Source organism: Allomuricauda sp. ARW1Y1, assembly GCF_013407935.1.
Taxonomy (GTDB): domain Bacteria; phylum Bacteroidota; class Bacteroidia; order Flavobacteriales; family Flavobacteriaceae; genus Flagellimonas.
The window spans coordinates 1-15727 of sequence record NZ_JACBZU010000002.1; the positions used below are offsets into that span (position 1 = coordinate 1).

At 45.5% G+C, this 15727-nt stretch carries 14 protein-coding genes; 9 read left to right on the forward strand and 5 right to left on the reverse strand.

Features of this window, described 5'->3' with window-relative positions; translation table 11 throughout:
• The first annotated feature begins 219 nt into the window (after nt 1-219).
• From GGE08_RS04750 to GGE08_RS04760, 3 genes are all read left to right on the forward strand, one after another.
• Nucleotides 220-552, forward strand: a complete 333-nt coding sequence (locus GGE08_RS04750; RefSeq protein WP_179383769.1) for a helix-turn-helix domain-containing protein — start codon at nt 220-222, stop codon at nt 550-552.
• Nucleotides 553-626: 74 nt separating this feature from the next.
• Nucleotides 627-1367, forward strand: a complete 741-nt coding sequence (locus tag GGE08_RS04755; protein ID WP_179383770.1) for a DUF2268 domain-containing putative Zn-dependent protease — start codon at nt 627-629, stop codon at nt 1365-1367.
• 83 nt (nt 1368-1450) lie between these two features.
• Nucleotides 1451-1858 carry a thiol-disulfide oxidoreductase DCC family protein gene (locus GGE08_RS04760; protein ID WP_179383771.1) on the forward strand — a complete coding sequence of 136 codons (408 nt, stop codon included), beginning with the start codon at nt 1451-1453 and terminating at the stop codon, nt 1856-1858.
• Here the strand turns inward: GGE08_RS04760 and GGE08_RS04765 are convergent.
• Nucleotides 1855-3168 (reverse strand): dicarboxylate/amino acid:cation symporter, encoded by a 1314-nt coding sequence (locus GGE08_RS04765; protein ID WP_179383772.1) that lies wholly within the window; start codon nt 3166-3168, stop codon nt 1855-1857. The genes GGE08_RS04760 and GGE08_RS04765 overlap by 4 nt on opposite strands.
• A gap of 57 nt (nt 3169-3225) precedes the next feature.
• A complete protein-coding gene (aroC, locus tag GGE08_RS04770; RefSeq protein WP_179383773.1) occupies nt 3226-4290 on the reverse strand; it encodes a chorismate synthase in 1065 nt (354 codons plus the stop codon).
• Between the two features lie 193 nt (nt 4291-4483).
• Here aroC and GGE08_RS04775 point away from each other — a divergent pair, with 193 nt between their 5' ends.
• On the forward strand, nt 4484-5401 hold the full coding sequence (locus GGE08_RS04775; RefSeq protein ID WP_179383774.1) for a UDP-2,3-diacylglucosamine diphosphatase: 918 nt from the start codon (nt 4484-4486) through the stop codon (nt 5399-5401).
• Here the strand turns inward: GGE08_RS04775 and GGE08_RS04780 are convergent.
• On the reverse strand, nt 5372-8287 hold the full coding sequence (locus GGE08_RS04780) for an FAD-binding and (Fe-S)-binding domain-containing protein (protein ID WP_179383775.1): 2916 nt from the start codon (nt 8285-8287) through the stop codon (nt 5372-5374). The genes GGE08_RS04775 and GGE08_RS04780 overlap by 30 nt on opposite strands.
• Before the next feature lie 88 nt (nt 8288-8375).
• On the opposite strand from GGE08_RS04780, the gene GGE08_RS04785 reads away from it, so the two are divergent.
• Nucleotides 8376-8876, forward strand: a complete 501-nt coding sequence (locus tag GGE08_RS04785) for a hypothetical protein (protein ID WP_179383776.1) — start codon at nt 8376-8378, stop codon at nt 8874-8876.
• A gap of 98 nt (nt 8877-8974) precedes the next feature.
• A complete protein-coding gene (locus tag GGE08_RS04790; protein WP_179383777.1) occupies nt 8975-10096 on the forward strand; it encodes a TlpA disulfide reductase family protein in 1122 nt (373 codons plus the stop codon).
• 259 nt (nt 10097-10355) lie between these two features.
• On the opposite strand, the gene GGE08_RS04795 is transcribed toward GGE08_RS04790, so the two are convergent.
• Nucleotides 10356-11006, reverse strand: coding sequence for a rhomboid family intramembrane serine protease (locus tag GGE08_RS04795; protein WP_127141826.1), 651 nt, complete (start codon nt 11004-11006; stop codon nt 10356-10358).
• 53 nt (nt 11007-11059) lie between these two features.
• Here GGE08_RS04795 and GGE08_RS04800 point away from each other — a divergent pair, with 53 nt between their 5' ends.
• Nucleotides 11060-11977 (forward strand): lysophospholipid acyltransferase family protein, encoded by a 918-nt coding sequence (locus GGE08_RS04800; protein WP_179383778.1) that lies wholly within the window; start codon nt 11060-11062, stop codon nt 11975-11977.
• On the opposite strand, the gene glmM is transcribed toward GGE08_RS04800, so the two are convergent.
• On the reverse strand, nt 11974-13362 hold the full coding sequence (glmM, locus tag GGE08_RS04805; RefSeq protein ID WP_179383779.1) for a phosphoglucosamine mutase: 1389 nt from the start codon (nt 13360-13362) through the stop codon (nt 11974-11976). The two genes, GGE08_RS04800 and glmM, sit on opposite strands and share 4 nt — an antisense overlap.
• Nucleotides 13363-13453: 91 nt before the next feature.
• On the opposite strand from glmM, the gene GGE08_RS04810 reads away from it, so the two are divergent.
• On the forward strand, nt 13454-14047 hold the full coding sequence (locus GGE08_RS04810; RefSeq protein WP_179384557.1) for an ACP phosphodiesterase: 594 nt from the start codon (nt 13454-13456) through the stop codon (nt 14045-14047).
• Nucleotides 14035-15717, forward strand: a complete 1683-nt coding sequence (gene ggt, locus GGE08_RS04815; protein ID WP_179383780.1) for a gamma-glutamyltransferase — start codon at nt 14035-14037, stop codon at nt 15715-15717. Before GGE08_RS04810 ends, ggt begins: the two co-directional genes overlap by 13 nt.
• Nucleotides 15718-15727: the final 10 nt, after the last annotated feature.

Here is a 15727-nt window from a genome sequence, read left to right on the forward strand (position 1 = left end):
GGCTCTCGGTAAACTTGCTTTTTTTCATGTGACAGTTAAAATTTAAAGTTAGAAAATCTGAATTTTAAACTGTCCTATTTTTAGGGAAGGCTACATTTTTAGGGAAGGCTACAATTTCAACGCACGGAATAGTGAAGAAAGTGAGCAAAGTTCCAAAGGCTGAAATTGAAAAAGCAATGAAAATCAAAACCGATTTTTTCAAACAAAAAGACTAAGATTATGGCAGCAAAAAAAGGAAAAATGAAAATGATGACCCTCGACCAACTCAAAGACCAAGACATTGGAAAAGTTGGAACGCCAGAACGTGACAAATATGAATTTGACTTGAGAATGGAATTGCTTGGCGAAATGATAAAATCCGTTCGAAAAGAACGTAACCTTACTCAAGAGCAACTTGGCGAATTAATTGGAGTTCAAAAATCCCAAATCTCAAAACTGGAAAGAAATACCAAAAACGTAACTATAGAAACGATCTTAAAAGTATTCCGAGCATTAAAAACTAACGTCCGATTTAGTGTTGAAATGAACGAATCAGAATTTAAAGTAGCATAGAACACTAACAACACCCCTTTTCCCTTCATGTAACAATTTTGGATTTCATCAGTCTACAAGTAAAACGAACATTCATGAAATCCATCAAAATCCTAGCGCTATGTGTTCTATATAGCGTCATTGCCAGTTGTAACCATCCCCCTAACAAAACGGTGCAAGCCAGCTCGGTAGTAACTTTTACCGAAGGTAAATCGCGCTTTACGCCCGCACAGGAAGAACTCATCCAAGATATTGTACAAACATCGGAACTAAAGGTCAGGGAACTGTTGCCCAACCTGCCCGATAGCATCAACGTAGCGTTGGAAATCGTGGATTGGAACATCGATGTGGTCGGTGGGGTTACCGGCCGAACGGAGACCAACTCCCCTCCCCAAGTGGTGATCCAAATATCCGAGACCTACCCCGGTGGGGTTGTCAAAGCGGCCGAAACGGCCTTGGAGCATACCATTTTTCATGAATTTCACCACCTATACCGAGGTTGGGCCATACAGGACAATAAATTTGGACCAGGTATCGATATCGCGTCGGTGAACGAGGGGCTTGCCGTGGTGTTTTCGGAAGTGTATACCGTCGCCATGGAAGCTGATAGCCCTCCCGAAGCCACAGTGGCCGAGAAATGGGTGACCGAAATTTTGGCCCTGCCCATCAATGCCAATTACCAGCACTGGATGTTCCAGCATCCCGACGGTAGGGAATCCGTGGGTTACCGAACAGGGAATTATATCGTGCGCAAGGCCTTGGCTGCATCGGGCAAGAACATCCTTGAACTCAGCGAGCTCCCTCCCAACGAGATTTTAACATTGGCCGGCTATTAGAAATCGCTAGGCTTTGAGGGTATTGCTGCGTATCTTTGGGATATGTAATGCAAAGATTCCCGACTTCTCGGGAATACAAAATTATGATAGAAGATAAAAAGATAATCCTGTTCGATGGCGTTTGCAATTTGTGCAACAACGCGGTCCAATTTGTCATTAAAAGGGACAAAAAGGATATTTTTCGCTATGCGGCGCTCCAAAGTGAGATTGGACAGGAGTTGGTGGCCCAACGCCAAATCGATACCAGTAAAATCGATTCCATTATTTTGATTGAGCCCGGAGTGGCCTATTATACCAAATCCGATGCTGCCTTGGAAATTGCCCAAGATTTAGGCGGAATCTGGAGACTTTCGGCCATTTTTACTTGGATTCCAACCCCCATCCGCGACCGGATTTATGACTTTGTGGCAAAAAACCGGTACAAGTGGTTCGGCAAGCAAGATGCCTGCATGATCCCGACCCCTGAACTTAAAGCCAAGTTTTTGGATTAACTCTCTTTTTGTTTGCGATAGTTGTCGTCCCAATTCTTCACCTTGGGCTCTCCCAATTTATCTACGGATTTGGCAACCAATAAAGAAACGGTGGCATCACCGGAAACATTCACCACGGTACGGCACATATCCAAAGGTCTATCCACCGCAAAAATCAGCGCAAGTCCCGCTTCGGGAATCCCTGCTTGTGCCAATACGATGACCAACATTACCATTCCGGCACCGGGAACAGCTGCACTCCCTATGGAAGCCAAGGTTGCCGTAACAATGATGCCCAACTGAGCGGAAAGACTCAGGTCCATACCAAAGGCTTGGGCGATAAAAACGGCCGCTACCGCCTGGTACAAACTGGTTCCGTCCATATTGATAGTGGCACCAATGGGCAGCACAAAACTGGTGACCTCTTCCTCAACGCCCAAATGCTCTTCTACCCTTTCCATGGTCACTGGCAAGGTAGCGGCACTCGAACTGGTCGAAAAAGCCAATAATTGTGCAGGGGACATTCCTTTCATAAAAAAGGCGGGGTTGGTTTTGGTGAAAATCCATGCAATCAGCAGATATACACATAGCATAAGCGCCAAACCAAGCAGTACACAGAAGGCATACCATGCCAGGGCTTGGAAAAGGTCCAAACTTGGCGACTCCACCACCAAGGCCGCCAACAGCGCAAATACACCATAAGGTGCGGCCAACATAATAATATCTATCAATTTTAAAATGACCTCGTTAAAGCCATCGAAGAATTTTTTGACGGGTTCTGCGGTTTTCTCTGGAATCAAAATGAGCCCAATCCCAAAGAAAATGGCAAAGAAAATCACCTGAAGCATGTTTCCATTGTCACTCGCGGCCTTAAATATGTTGCTCGGAACCAAATCTTCCAGCGCCTGCAAGGGGCCCGCCTCCTTTTGTTTGTCGGCGGCAGTTTTGATGTTGTCGGCATCTCCTTTGTAGTTCTCCACGAGCTCGTTCCGGGTATCCTCTGTAATGGAACCGCCGGGCTTTACCACGTTCACGACCAGTAAACCTATGGTAACCGCAATAATGGTGGTGACGATGTAAATCCCTATCGTCCGACCGCCCATTTTGGAGAGCTTCGAAATGTCCTTTAAGTCGGACACTCCCTTGATCAACGATGCCAAAATCAAGGGCACCGCAATCAATTTTAGTGAGTTGATGAAAATATTACCAAAAGGTTTGATCCAATCCGAAACAATTTTGGGACCCCAATCAAATTGAACCATTAACAACGCAAACAAAACACCCAAGGCCATCCCGATAAGGATTTGCCAGTGTAATTCCAATTTCTTCATAAAATAAAATTATGGACGGAAAGATACTTTATTGCATGGAAACCACCTAACGGCTCATCAGATTTTGTTGGTACGGGCCAGCAACGTATAGTCTGCCAACACCAATGCCGTCATGGCCTCCACAATGGGTACAGCCCTTGGCACCACGCATGGGTCATGTCTTCCCTTACCTTGGGTGGTCACCTGCTCCCCTTCTTTGTTGATGGTGTCATAGGCTTGCAAAACAGTGGCCACAGGCTTAAAGGCAACACTAAAATAAATGTCCATACCATTGCTGATACCCCCTTGGACACCTCCACTGCGATTGGTCTTTGTGGTGCCATCGGGGTTAAAGGCATCGTTGTGCTCGCTACCCTTCATGGCGACACCAGCGAAGCCGCTTCCGTACTCAAAGCCCTTAACGGCATTGATGGACAGCATGGCTTCCCCCAAACGGGCGTGCAATTTATCAAAAACAGGTTCCCCAAGACCAATGGGAACATTTTGGGCCACACAAGTGATAACCCCGCCAATGGTATCCCCCTGTTTTTTGATGGATTTGATGTATGCTTCCATCTGTTTGGCCATTTCGGTATCCGGACAGCGCACTGCGTTGGATTCTATGTTGGAAAAATCCAATTCTTGATAGGGTTTCTCCAGCTTCATTTCGCCTACTTGAGAAACAAAGGCGTTGATCTTGATATCGTTCAGAAACTGTTTGGCGATGGCTCCCGCCACCACTCGACTGGCCGTTTCCCGTGCGGAACTCCTGCCTCCTCCTCGGTAATCACGGAAACCGTACTTTTTATCGTACACATAGTCCGCATGGGAAGGTCGGTACGAATCCTTGATATGGGAATAGTCCTTGGACTTCTGATTGGTATTGTGAATGGCAAAACCAATGGGCGTTCCCGTAGTTTTTCCCTCGAACACCCCGGAATAGATCTCCACGGTATCCGGCTCCTTGCGTTGCGTGACGATGGCAGATTGCCCCGGCTTTCTGCGGTTCAGTTCTTCTTGTACTTTTTCGAGGTCCAACGTTATCCCAGCGGGACAACCATCAATAATGCCGCCCAGAGCCTTTCCATGGGATTCACCAAAGGTGGTGAGCCTAAAAAGTTGTCCAAAGGAATTTCCTGCCATTCGGTATAAAATTAGATTGCCCCCAAAGGTAGCGGATACAAAGCTAATTCAAAAACAGGCTTTTGGCTTAATGTTATTGTAACATAATTCACTTTAAGGTGATATTATTTTAACAATATCCTCATGAATTAATGATTTGGAATTGATTTCTATTTTATTCTTACCAGTTTATTTTGTACTAAACCCTATTCGATTGAAAAGAAGGAAGATAGAATTGGCAGTTATCTCGGATGTTCACCTAGGAACCTATGGCTGCCATGCGGACGAACTGATCACATACCTCAACAGTATTCAGCCCAAAAAACTGATTTTAAACGGGGACATTATCGATATTTGGCAGTTTAGCAAACGATACTTCCCTCCTTCCCATTTAAAAGTGTTAAGAAAGATCATTGGAATGGCATCGAGAGGTACCGAAGTGTACTATATTACTGGAAATCATGATGAAATGCTCCGTAAGTTCAGTGATACTTCAATGGGCAACTTTAAGATCATGAACAAATTGGTCTTGAACCTCGACGGAAAAAAAGCATGGATCTTTCATGGTGATGTGTTCGATGTCTCCATTCAGAATGCAAAGTGGTTGGCCAAATTGGGAGGATATGGCTATGACCTACTTATTTTGATCAATAGTTTCCTTAATTGGTGCTTGGCCAAGATGGGACGGGAAAAATATTCCTTGTCCAAAAAAATTAAGAACAGCGTAAAGGGCGCGGTCAAATATATCAATGACTTTGAAAAAACCGCTGCAGAACTCGCCATAGAAAACGAGTACGATTATGTGGTCTGTGGACACATCCATCAACCCAAAAAAGAAATCTACGAAAACAAATATGGTCGATGCACCTACCTAAATTCCGGGGATTGGGTGGAAAACCTTACCGCTCTCGAATATTCCTTTAAGCGTTGGAAAATTTACCACTACAATCACGACCGACTCTCCCCTTTCTTTATGGACGAAGACCTAAAGGAAATGGATATGAACGACCTTATTGCATCCATTACGGACAAGGAAGTGAAGATGGAAGACCTTACCGAACAACAATTCAGTGAGAGCGAAGAACACGTCGACCCTGATTTCTTAGACAACAAGGGCCTGTCTCAAGATTGAGACCGGGTGCAATGCCTCCCTTTTCGTCCCATCCTTGATTTGATGCCTACAACTGGTTCCATTGGCAGCGATTATGGTGTCCGTTGAACTTTTCTTCACCGCTGGAAACAATTTGAGCTTCCCAACCTGCATACTCACCTCATAATGTTCCTTTTCGTATCCAAAGGAACCCGCCATGCCACAACAGCCCGATGGGATGATGGTTACTTTGTAATTTTCGGGCAAGTTGAGCACATCAAAGGTCACTTTTTGGTTGCTCAATGCTTTTTGATGGCAATGCCCGTGGATTTTTATGGTCCGTTCCTCTTTGGTGAAACTTTCCGAAGTAATTTGTTTTGCTGCTATTTCCGAAGCCAAAAATTCTTCGATCAAAAAGGATTGCGAAGCCAGTTTGGTCAATTGGCCCTTATCCTCGTGCAACCGTTGGTACTCGTCCCTAAAAGAGAGTATGGCAGAAGGCTCCAGTCCCACAATGGGCGTTCCGGCATCCAAAATGGGCTTGAGACGTTCCAAATTACGGGAGACCAGTTTTTTGGCCTGTTTTAAAAATCCCTTCGATAGATAGGTTCTCCCACTCTCCCCATAAAATAGTTCCACATCGTAACCCAGTCTGCACAGCAATTCGATGGCATCCTTACCGATCTGGATATCCAAATATTGGACAAACTCGTCGATATATAGCACCACCTGCTTTTTGGATAGGTCCGTACGCTCTGCACGCTGCTTTTTAAGGTGATTGTTAAAATTAAAGCGCCCTACTTGAGGCAAACTCCTTTCTGGCGCCACTCCAGCAGCTTTTTTAAGCAAATTCCCAAAAATATTGGACTCGTACATCCAATTGGTTACTCCTGAAACCTTGCTGCCCAAGGCATTCAGTTGGGTGTTGTGAGCAAACAGCTTGCTGCGCAAGGAATAGCCGTTCGCTTCCTGATAATGGTACAAAAACTCCGCCTTCAAGGTAGCCACGTCCACATTGCTGGGACATTCGCTGGCACAGGCCTTACAGCTCAGGCAAAGGTCAAAGACCTCCTTTAGCTCTTGATGGTCGAAGCGGTTCGGTTTTTCGGAATTGGTCAAAAACTCTCGTAGTGCATTGGCCCTGGCCCTTGTCGTATCTTTCTCATTTTTGGTCGCCTGATAACTGGGGCACATGGCACCGCTCATGTGGTGGCTTTTGCGGCAATCACCACTTCCGTTGCATTTTTCCGCAGCCTTTAAGATACCCTCACTATCCGAAAAATCCATTATAGTGGAAACTTCGGGCTCTTTTCGGTCTACCTCGTACCGCAAGGACTCATCCATGGGGTACGCATCCACTATCTTGCCAGGATTCAGGACTCCATTGGGGTCGAAAATCGTTTTTACGCGTTTCAGGAGTTCATAATTGGCCTCTCCAATCATCAATGGAATGAATTCAGCGCGGACGATGCCATCTCCATGTTCGCCACTAAAACTGCCTTGGTATTTTTTGGTGAGTTGGGCCACATCGGTGGTGATGCGCCGGAACAAGACCACATCTTCTGCCTTTTTTAGATTCAGAATGGGCCTCAAATGCAATTCTCCAGCCCCTGCATGGGCGTAGTACACGGCATCCTGCCCATATTCTTTCATGATCTGGGTAAACTCCCCGATAAAATCCTTCAAATCCTCCAAGGCCACTGCAGTATCTTCGATACAGGCTACGGCTTTACGGTCTCCCACCATATTGCCCAGCAATCCCAATCCGGCCTTACGAAGTTCGATGGCCTTGTTGATATCGTCCCCGTACAAAACAGGACTGGCATAGCTCAATCCCGACTTTTCAATGGTTTTGAGCAGGGCTTCCAACTGCTTTTCTAGATCTTCCTTGGAATCGGCCTTTACCTCCAGCATCAATATTCCGGCTGGGTCGCCCTCCACGAAAAAACGGTTGGCCAATTGTGCACGGTTGTTCTTGGTACAGTCCAGAATTACCTTATCCATCATCTCGCATAGGTGCAGGCTGTGCTGCATCACGGGAGCCACATCGCTCAAGCAATCCTCCAAGGTATGGTAATGGGTAGCTACCATGGCCGCAAAGGGAGGCGGTACATCATCAAGCTGAAGGGTCACTTCGGTGGTAAAGGCCAACGTCCCCTCACTGCCCGATAAAAGCTTGCACAAATTGAAATCCTCCTTGTCATCCCCAAAAATCCGGTTATTCAACAGTTCGTCCACCGCATAACCCGTATTGCGTCTGTGAATGCTCGGTTTCGGGAATTCATCGGCAATTTGTTGCTGCGTTTCCGGATTGGAAAGTTCTTCGTAAAGTTTTTGGTATATGTTAGCTTCCAAAGAATCCCCAATCCGCTTTTGGTCAAATGTTTCTTTGGATATATCCGTAAAGTGTGCATCGCTCCCATCGGACAGAATACATTGCATGGCAACCACCTTATCCCGGGTAACACCATATTGTATGGAAGTGGTTCCCGAAGAATTGTTCCCAACCATCCCGCCTATCATACATCGGTTCGACGTAGAGGTGTTTGGGCCAAAAAAGAGGCCAAAAGGTTGTAGGTACTGATTGAGCTCGTCACGAACCATACCGGGCTGAACGGTCACCTGCTTTTTCTCCTTGTCCAAATGGATAATTTTGGTGAAGTGTCGACTCATATCCACCACAATGCCCTCCCCTACGCACTGTCCGGCCAAAGAAGTTCCTGCTGTCCGCGGAATCAGTCCAACCCTATTTTTGTTGGCGAAGGCCAATAATGTTTTAATATCCTGTGGATTTTTGGGATAGGCCACCGCTAAGGGCAGTTTGCGATATACCGAAGCATCTGTAGCGTATATCGCCTTGCTCAATTCGTCGAACAACAACTCCCCTTCCAAGGATTCAGAGAGGTCTTTTAACAATTTTTTATCCAACTTGGAATACTTTTTGGGAACTAAATTGGTTTTTAGAACGTAAATGTATTACAAAACTATCTCTATTTTTTAACTTAACGAGAACCTCATGAAGATTACCACATTATTATCCGTTTTATTTTTGTTTGCAACAGTGAGCTTAAGCGCGCAGAACATCTCAGAGCATGCTTTGGGACTACGATTGGGCGACAGTGACGGCTTTGGGGCCGAGATTTCCTATCAAAAATCGATTGGACGTTACAACCGTGCAGAATTCAACCTAGGCTGGAGGGACAGCCGCGAGTTTGATGCCTTTAAATTGGCAGGGGTTTACCAATGGGTACGACCTTTGGATGGCAACTTTAACTGGTACTACGGCGTCGGTGGTGGACTGGGAAGCGTTGATTTTGATAGGCCAGAACCCGATTTTAACGATGATAACGATGGCTTGTTCGTGTTTGCGGCAGGTAATATCGGTATAGAATACGATTTTGATATTCCACTGCTCCTCTCCTTGGACTTCCGACCTGAATTAGGCCTAGTAGGGTACGACGGTTTCGATAACGATTTTGATTTTGATATCGCATTGGGTATCCGATACCAATTCTAACGATACGATTTTTAAAGACAAGCCCTTAGCTTTTCAATAAGCTAAGGGTTTTTTTATGCCATAAACATTGAATACCTTAGCGTCTTAAACATATTGAAATGAAAAAACTATTTGCCATATCCCTAGGTGCACTTTTGATAAGTGCCTGTAATTCTGAACCCAAAGGATACGTATTGAGCGGAACCATTACCGGAGAACCCGAAAATGGAACCCAAATATTTTTGAAGACCACCGATTCCCTGAACCAATTGGTGGATATCGACACTACCGCCGTCCAAGATGGACTTTTCAGCTTTAGCGGAAACCAAGTGGAGCCCAAAATGTACTATCTTTTTGTGGATAAAATGCGTGGAAACGTTCCGGTAATCGTCGAGAACGGAACAATCGATGTAGAATTCCAAAAAGATAGCATTGGATACGCAAAGCTCAAAGGAACCGAGCAAAACGAAGTCTTCATGGACTTTTTGGAAGAGTCCCGCAGGTTTTCTGAAAGAGCGCAATCTATGCAGAACGATATGCGTACCGCAGCCCAGCAGCAAGATACTGCCACTGTGGCCGCACTTCGCGAGGAATTCATGGAATTTCAGGAAGATGCCAAAAATTTCAACCTTGATTTTGCGAAGAGCCATCCAGATGCCTACATCTCCGTTTTGGTCATCGGTAACCTGTTGGCCACAAAGTCAGCTACCATAGATGAAATCAAAACCATGTTCGAAGCACTTTCACCCGAAATGAAGGAAACCGAACCTGCAAAAAAGATTGCGGAGCAGCTTGAAAATTTAAAGTCTACCGAAGTGGGAGCCACAGCGCCCGACTTTTCAGCACCTACACCTTCTGGTGATGTGCTTGCATTGAGCGATGTGACCAGTAACGCCAAACTTACCTTGGTCGACTTTTGGGCCGCATGGTGCAGACCATGTCGTGCCGAAAACCCGAACATTGTATCGGTCTATAAAAAATACCACGAAAAAGGTTTCGACGTTTTGGGCGTTTCTTTGGATACCCAAGTCGAACAATGGACCGGCGCTATTGAAGCCGATGGATTGGAATGGAACCATATTTCCAACCTTCAGCGTTTTCAGGACCCGATTGCCCGTTTGTACAATATCAACGCTATTCCTGCTGCATTTTTATTGGATGAGAATGGAGTTATCGTAGCAAGAGACCTTAGAGGACCTGCTTTGGAAGAAAAAGTGGCCGAAATACTGGGGAAGAGCTAAGTCAGCCATACCTAATAATATATAAAGGTCTTGAAGTTTCAAGGCCTTTTTTAATGGATTGGGCTGAAACTAGCATGGATGATTGTCATTCCGCGCTTGACAAGCCATTTATACGTATCAAGAAACTGTCATTGCTTATACGAAACAGAGCACACCCTACTAGAGCAACTGTCATTCCGTGCTTGACACGGAATCCATACGAATTGAAAATAATACTTCTAAAAGAAGTATCCATTGCATTTTAGCTTACCAACTCAAGCTAAATCTTGCCCATCTTATCGAGAACAAAAAGGATGATGATGGGAATGGCCAAGAGCACCACAATCAGAGTATCGGTAACAAAAAGCTCCGGTTTGAACAATAAAGTGGTCGCATAACCTCCTATGGCACCTCCAAAGTGCGCGGTGTGTCCAATATTGCCCATTCGGCTTTTCATCCCCCAAATGGAATACAACAAGTAAGCAATCCCCAACACATAGGCCGGTAATGGAATGGGAATGAACATAATGCCCAATTGCATATCAGGGTTGAGCAATATGGCGGCGTACAACACGCCCATAACCGCACCACTGGCCCCTACGGCACTGTAAAATGGCTCATCTTTATGAAAAACCAAGGCCAAAAGGCTTCCTGCCAGCAGACTCACAAAATAGATGATCAAAAATTTGATGGAGCCGAACCAACCAATCACTACCGGAGCAAAAAAATACAGCGTGAACATGTTAAGGAACAGATGGGAGAAATCCACGTGCAAAAAGCCCGAAGTGGCCATCCGCTCCCGCTGGCCAGCTTGTATGGCACTGATACTGAACTTGTATCGGTCAAAAAACGCCATATTATTGAAACCACGTAGTGAAACCAGCACATTGGCAGCCATGATGGCTATCGTAGCGATATGTAAATTGAGCATGTAAATAAAGGTTTGGGTTCAAATATAGCTATATTTGCACACAAGAATAGTCTATGCAGCTGGTAGTTTATATCCTTGTTTATCCTTTGCTCTGGTTGGTTTCCAGACTCCCTTTTAAAATCATTTATTTTATCTCCGATGGAGTCTACATACTCCTGTACTACCTTATTGGGTACCGCAAAAAGGTGGTGCGCAACAATTTGGCCCTTGTTTTTCCTGAAAAATCAGAAGAGGAACGGTTGATAATAGAGAAAAAGTTCTTCAGGCATATGTGCGATATCTTTCTGGAGATGATCAAGACCCTGGGGATTAGCAATAAGGAAGTCCAAAAAAGATTTACGGTCACCAACATGGAGGTGCTTCACGAGCTTGAAGCAAAGGGCATCAACACCATGCTGATGCTGCCACATTATGCCAGCTGGGAGTGGGTGGTTTCCCTTAATCTTCAAATTAAGTCCAAAGGCTACGGCATCTACCAAAAAATACAGAACAAGTATTTCGATAAACTGGTACGGGACCTCAGGGGCAGGTTCAACACCCAACTGATTTCCACACGGGAGTCCCGAAAAATTTTGAAGGACGCCAAGGAAAGTAAACAACTGCTCATGGTGGGTATCATTAGCGATCAATCGCCCATGGTCATCAAAGCCAAATACTGGACAGATTTTATGGGCATAGTGGTACCTGTGCATGTGGGGGGCGAGGAAATTTGCAAAGCAAACGATATTATTCCCGTCTACCTCAAGACACGTAAAATTGGAAGGGGCTATTATGAGGGTACGGTCAAGGTACTTTCCGAAAACCCATCAGAGGTAGAAGACTACAAAATCACCGACGCCTTTTTACGGGAGACCGAAAAGTCCATCCGGGAAGCGCCAGAATATTACTTCTGGACTCATAAACGTTGGAAACACAAGGACAAAGTGCCCGCGGAATTTCAAAAACAACCATTAAAAACGGTCAATTCCTAGATTCCAGCCACTTCCTTGATTTCGGCAATTATCCTATCTGCCAAACTATCGGCCTCTGCCTGTGATTTCGCTTCGGTATAAATTCGGATAATGGGTTCTGTATTTGATTTCCTTAAATGCACCCAATTCTCTGGAAAATCAATCTTTACCCCATCAATGGTCGACACCTCCTCATCCTTGTATTTGAGGTGCATGGCCTCCAACAGCGCATCTACATCCAAGTCGGGCGTCAATTCTATCTTCTTTTTGCTCATAAAATAGCTGGGGTAACTAGCACGAAGTTCGGCCACTGTTCCACCCCGCTCGGCCATCAGCATCAAAAATAAAGCCGTCCCTACCAAGGCATCCCGTCCATAATGGCTCTCAGGATAAATGATACCGCCATTGCCCTCACCGCCAATAATGGTATTATTGGCCTTCATCTTGGTCACTACATTCACCTCCCCCACTGCAGCAGCTTCGTAAGTGCCGCCGTGTTTTTCCGTAATATCGCGCAAAGCACGGGAGGAGGAAAGATTGGATACCGTATTTCCTTTGGTCTTGGATAGCACATAATCGGCGCAAGCCACTAGCGTATATTCTTCACCGAACATTTCCCCATCATTGCTAATAAATGCCAATCGGTCCACGTCCGGGTCCACTACAATGCCAAAATCGGCCTTTTCCTCCACTACTTTCTTGCAAATGTCCCCCAAATGTTCCTTCAAGGGTTCTGGGTTGTGTGGAAAGTGCCCTGTAGGGTCGCAGTATAACTTCACGACTTCAACCCCCAATTCTTCCAGTAATTTGGGAATGGCAATCCCCCCTGTCGAGTTGACGCCATCAACCACTACCTTAAAATTCGCTTTTTTAATGGTGTCGGCATCTACCAACGATAATTCCAGCACTTCATCTATATGGATATCGATGTAGGAATCGTTCTTAATGATTTCACCCAAATCATCGACCTCGGCGAATTCAAAATCCTCTTTCTCGGCCAAGGCCAAAATCTTAGCGCCTTGCTCCGCATCCAAAAACTCCCCTTTTTCGTTCAATAATTTAAGGGCGTTCCACTGTTTGGGGTTATGGCTGGCCGTTAAAATAATGCCTCCATCCGCTTTTTCCAAAGGAACCGCAATCTCTACGGTGGGGGTTGTGGACAATCCCAAATCGATAACATCAATTCCCAATCCCACCAAGGTGGAGACCACCAAATTTTGTATCATCTCTCCAGACAGACGGGCATCTCGACCAATGACTACCTTCAACTTATCCTTAGCAGCGTACGATTGTAACCAAGTACCATAAGCGGCAGCGAATTTTACCGCGTCAACAGGCGTTAAGTTATCGTTTGTGCGCCCTCCGATGGTGCCTCGTATGCCGGAAATGGATTTGATGAGTGTCATAATTGTTAAAAAAGTTTTTGCAAATATAATGGGGTATCCTCGATTCCATGTTTTGAATTTGTAAATTTCGATGGAAAAGGAATTTGCCCCGATGAACTTCTTAGCGCATATTTATTTATCGTTCGATGATAAGGAAATCACTTTGGGCAATTTCTTTGCCGACCATATCCGTGGAAACAAGTACCATCATTTTCCCGACAGAATACAAAAAGGTATCCTGCTGCATCGGGAAATAGACACTTTTACTGATGCCCATCCCATTGCAAGACAAAGCAGCAAACGTTTACACAAAAACTACAGTCACTACAGCCGTGTGATCGTCGATATTTATTATGACCACTTTTTGGCCAAGAATTGGGCGGATTATTCCGATGTTCCCTTGGCCGATTATGTAGAAAACTTCTATGATTTGCTGGAAGACAATTACGATATCCTGCCCATGGCCACCAAACGGATGATGCCCTACATGATTGCCGATAACTGGCTGCTCAACTATGCCAATCTAGCGGGAATCCAACGCGTGCTCAATGGCATGAACCGACGGACCAAGAACAAATCCCGTATGAATTTTGCCATTTTGGACCTGGAGGAACATTACGAGGAATTTGAAAATGAGTTCACCGACTTTTTTAAAGAATTGATTACCTTTTCTAACCAAAAATTTATTGCCCTATGCGAAGACTGATACTCTTTTTGCCCTTGCTCCTATTCATCAATTGTAAGCAGCAACCCGCAACGCCGACCGGACTGGTCACTGAAAAAGCCATGGTCGTTTCCGCACGGGAGGAAGCCTCCCAATTGGCCGCGGACATCATGAAAAAAGGAGGAAATGCCTTTGATGCCATGGTAGCCACCGAACTTAGCTTGGTCATAGCCTACCCTTTTGCCGGTAGTGTTGGCGGAGGCGGTTTTATGGTCTATCGCAAAAGCAATGGCGAAGTCGGCGGTATCGATTATCGGGAAAAAGCACCCCTTGCCGCCCACAAGGATATGTATTTGGACTCCTTGGGCAACGTTATCCCCGGGTTGAGCACGTCGGGCGGCACCGCCGTAGGCGTACCCGGAACCGTAGCAGGTGTGTTGGAAGTCCATAGAAAATTTGGAAAATTACCGCTAAAGGAAATCATTGAACCTATCATTGCATTGGCCAATAAAGGCGTTGTGGTTACGGAGAAGCAGGCAGAACGTCTTGCGGGTTATCGTGAGGATTTCATCAAGGCAAATAGCGATAGTACCAAATTTGCGGGACCTTTTACCGCAGGCGACACCATCAAATATCCGACCTACGCGAAAACACTTCAAAAAATTATGGAAGAAGGGCGCGATGGATTTTATAAAGGTGAAGTGGCCCAAAAATTGGCCAATTTCGTGCAAAAAAACGGTGGTTTGATTACCACTGAAGACCTAGAAAAATATGAGGCCGTTTGGCGCGACCCCATCGTTTTTAACTACAAGGACATTAAGGTGATTTCCATGAGTCCACCGAGCAGCGGTGGCGTCACCATCAATCAAATATTCAAAATGATGGAGCCCTACGAAGTGGCCAAGTACGGGCATAACTCGGCGAAGACCATCCAATTGTTTACCGAGGCCTCACGAAGAGCCTACGCCGACCGTAACTTCTATTTGGGGGACCCTGATTTTGTGGAGATTCCTTACGATATGTTGTTGAACGATGAATATATTCAGGAACGGATGGCCAATTTCTCTTTTGACAAGGCTACCCTGTCCTCTGAGGTAAGCCATGGCGAGGTCGAAATTGTTGAGAGCGCACAGACCACCCATTTTTCCATTGTGGATAGCGAAGGTAATGCGGTCTCGGTCACCTCTACCCTAAACGGAGGCTATGGTTCCAAGCTGTATTGCGAAGAACTTGGTTTCTTTTTGAATAACGAAATGGACGATTTTAGTGCCAAACCAGGGGTTCCGAATATGTTTGGACTCATTGGTGCCGAAGCGAACAGTATTCAACCCGAAAAACGCATGCTCAGCAGCATGACGCCAACCATTGTGGAAAAGGATGGCAAACTGTACATGGTAGTCGGAACTCCAGGAGGTTCCACGATTATTACAGCGGTCGCACAGACCATTCTTAATGTGTACGAATTCAACCTGAGCATGCAAGAAGCCGTAAACGCACCTCGTTTTCACCATCAATGGCTGCCCGATATGGTGATTTTTGAACCCGAAGGTTTTTCGGATGAACTCAAGGAACAACTAAAGTCCAAAGGGTACATCATCAACGAGGAACGTACTCCAATCATTGGTAAGGTAGATGCTATCCGGGTGCTTCCCGATGGAAGACTGGAAGGCGGGGCGGACAAACGTGGCGATGACACCGCCGTAGGATTCTAAATTTCAGCCC

Bases quoted from the DNA above. Each gene is read 5' to 3' on its own strand.
- GGE08_RS04795 (WP_127141826.1), bottom strand. From the start codon at position 11,006: ATGCTCAATTTACATATCGCTACGATAGCCATCATGGCTGCCAATGTG.
- ggt (WP_179383780.1), top strand. From the start codon at position 14,035: ATGCGAAGACTGATACTCTTTTTGCCCTTGCTCCTATTCATCAATTGT.
- GGE08_RS04765 (WP_179383772.1), bottom strand. From the start codon at position 3,168: ATGAAGAAATTGGAATTACACTGGCAAATCCTTATCGGGATGGCCTTG.
- GGE08_RS04800 (WP_179383778.1), top strand. From the start codon at position 11,060: ATGCAGCTGGTAGTTTATATCCTTGTTTATCCTTTGCTCTGGTTGGTT.
- GGE08_RS04790 (WP_179383777.1), top strand. From the start codon at position 8,975: ATGAAAAAACTATTTGCCATATCCCTAGGTGCACTTTTGATAAGTGCC.
- GGE08_RS04750 (WP_179383769.1), top strand. From the start codon at position 220: ATGGCAGCAAAAAAAGGAAAAATGAAAATGATGACCCTCGACCAACTC.
- GGE08_RS04785 (WP_179383776.1), top strand. From the start codon at position 8,376: ATGAAGATTACCACATTATTATCCGTTTTATTTTTGTTTGCAACAGTG.
- aroC (WP_179383773.1), bottom strand. From the start codon at position 4,290: ATGGCAGGAAATTCCTTTGGACAACTTTTTAGGCTCACCACCTTTGGT.
- glmM (WP_179383779.1), bottom strand. From the start codon at position 13,362: ATGACACTCATCAAATCCATTTCCGGCATACGAGGCACCATCGGAGGG.
- GGE08_RS04760 (WP_179383771.1), top strand. From the start codon at position 1,451: ATGATAGAAGATAAAAAGATAATCCTGTTCGATGGCGTTTGCAATTTG.
- GGE08_RS04810 (WP_179384557.1), top strand. From the start codon at position 13,454: ATGAACTTCTTAGCGCATATTTATTTATCGTTCGATGATAAGGAAATC.
- GGE08_RS04755 (WP_179383770.1), top strand. From the start codon at position 627: ATGAAATCCATCAAAATCCTAGCGCTATGTGTTCTATATAGCGTCATT.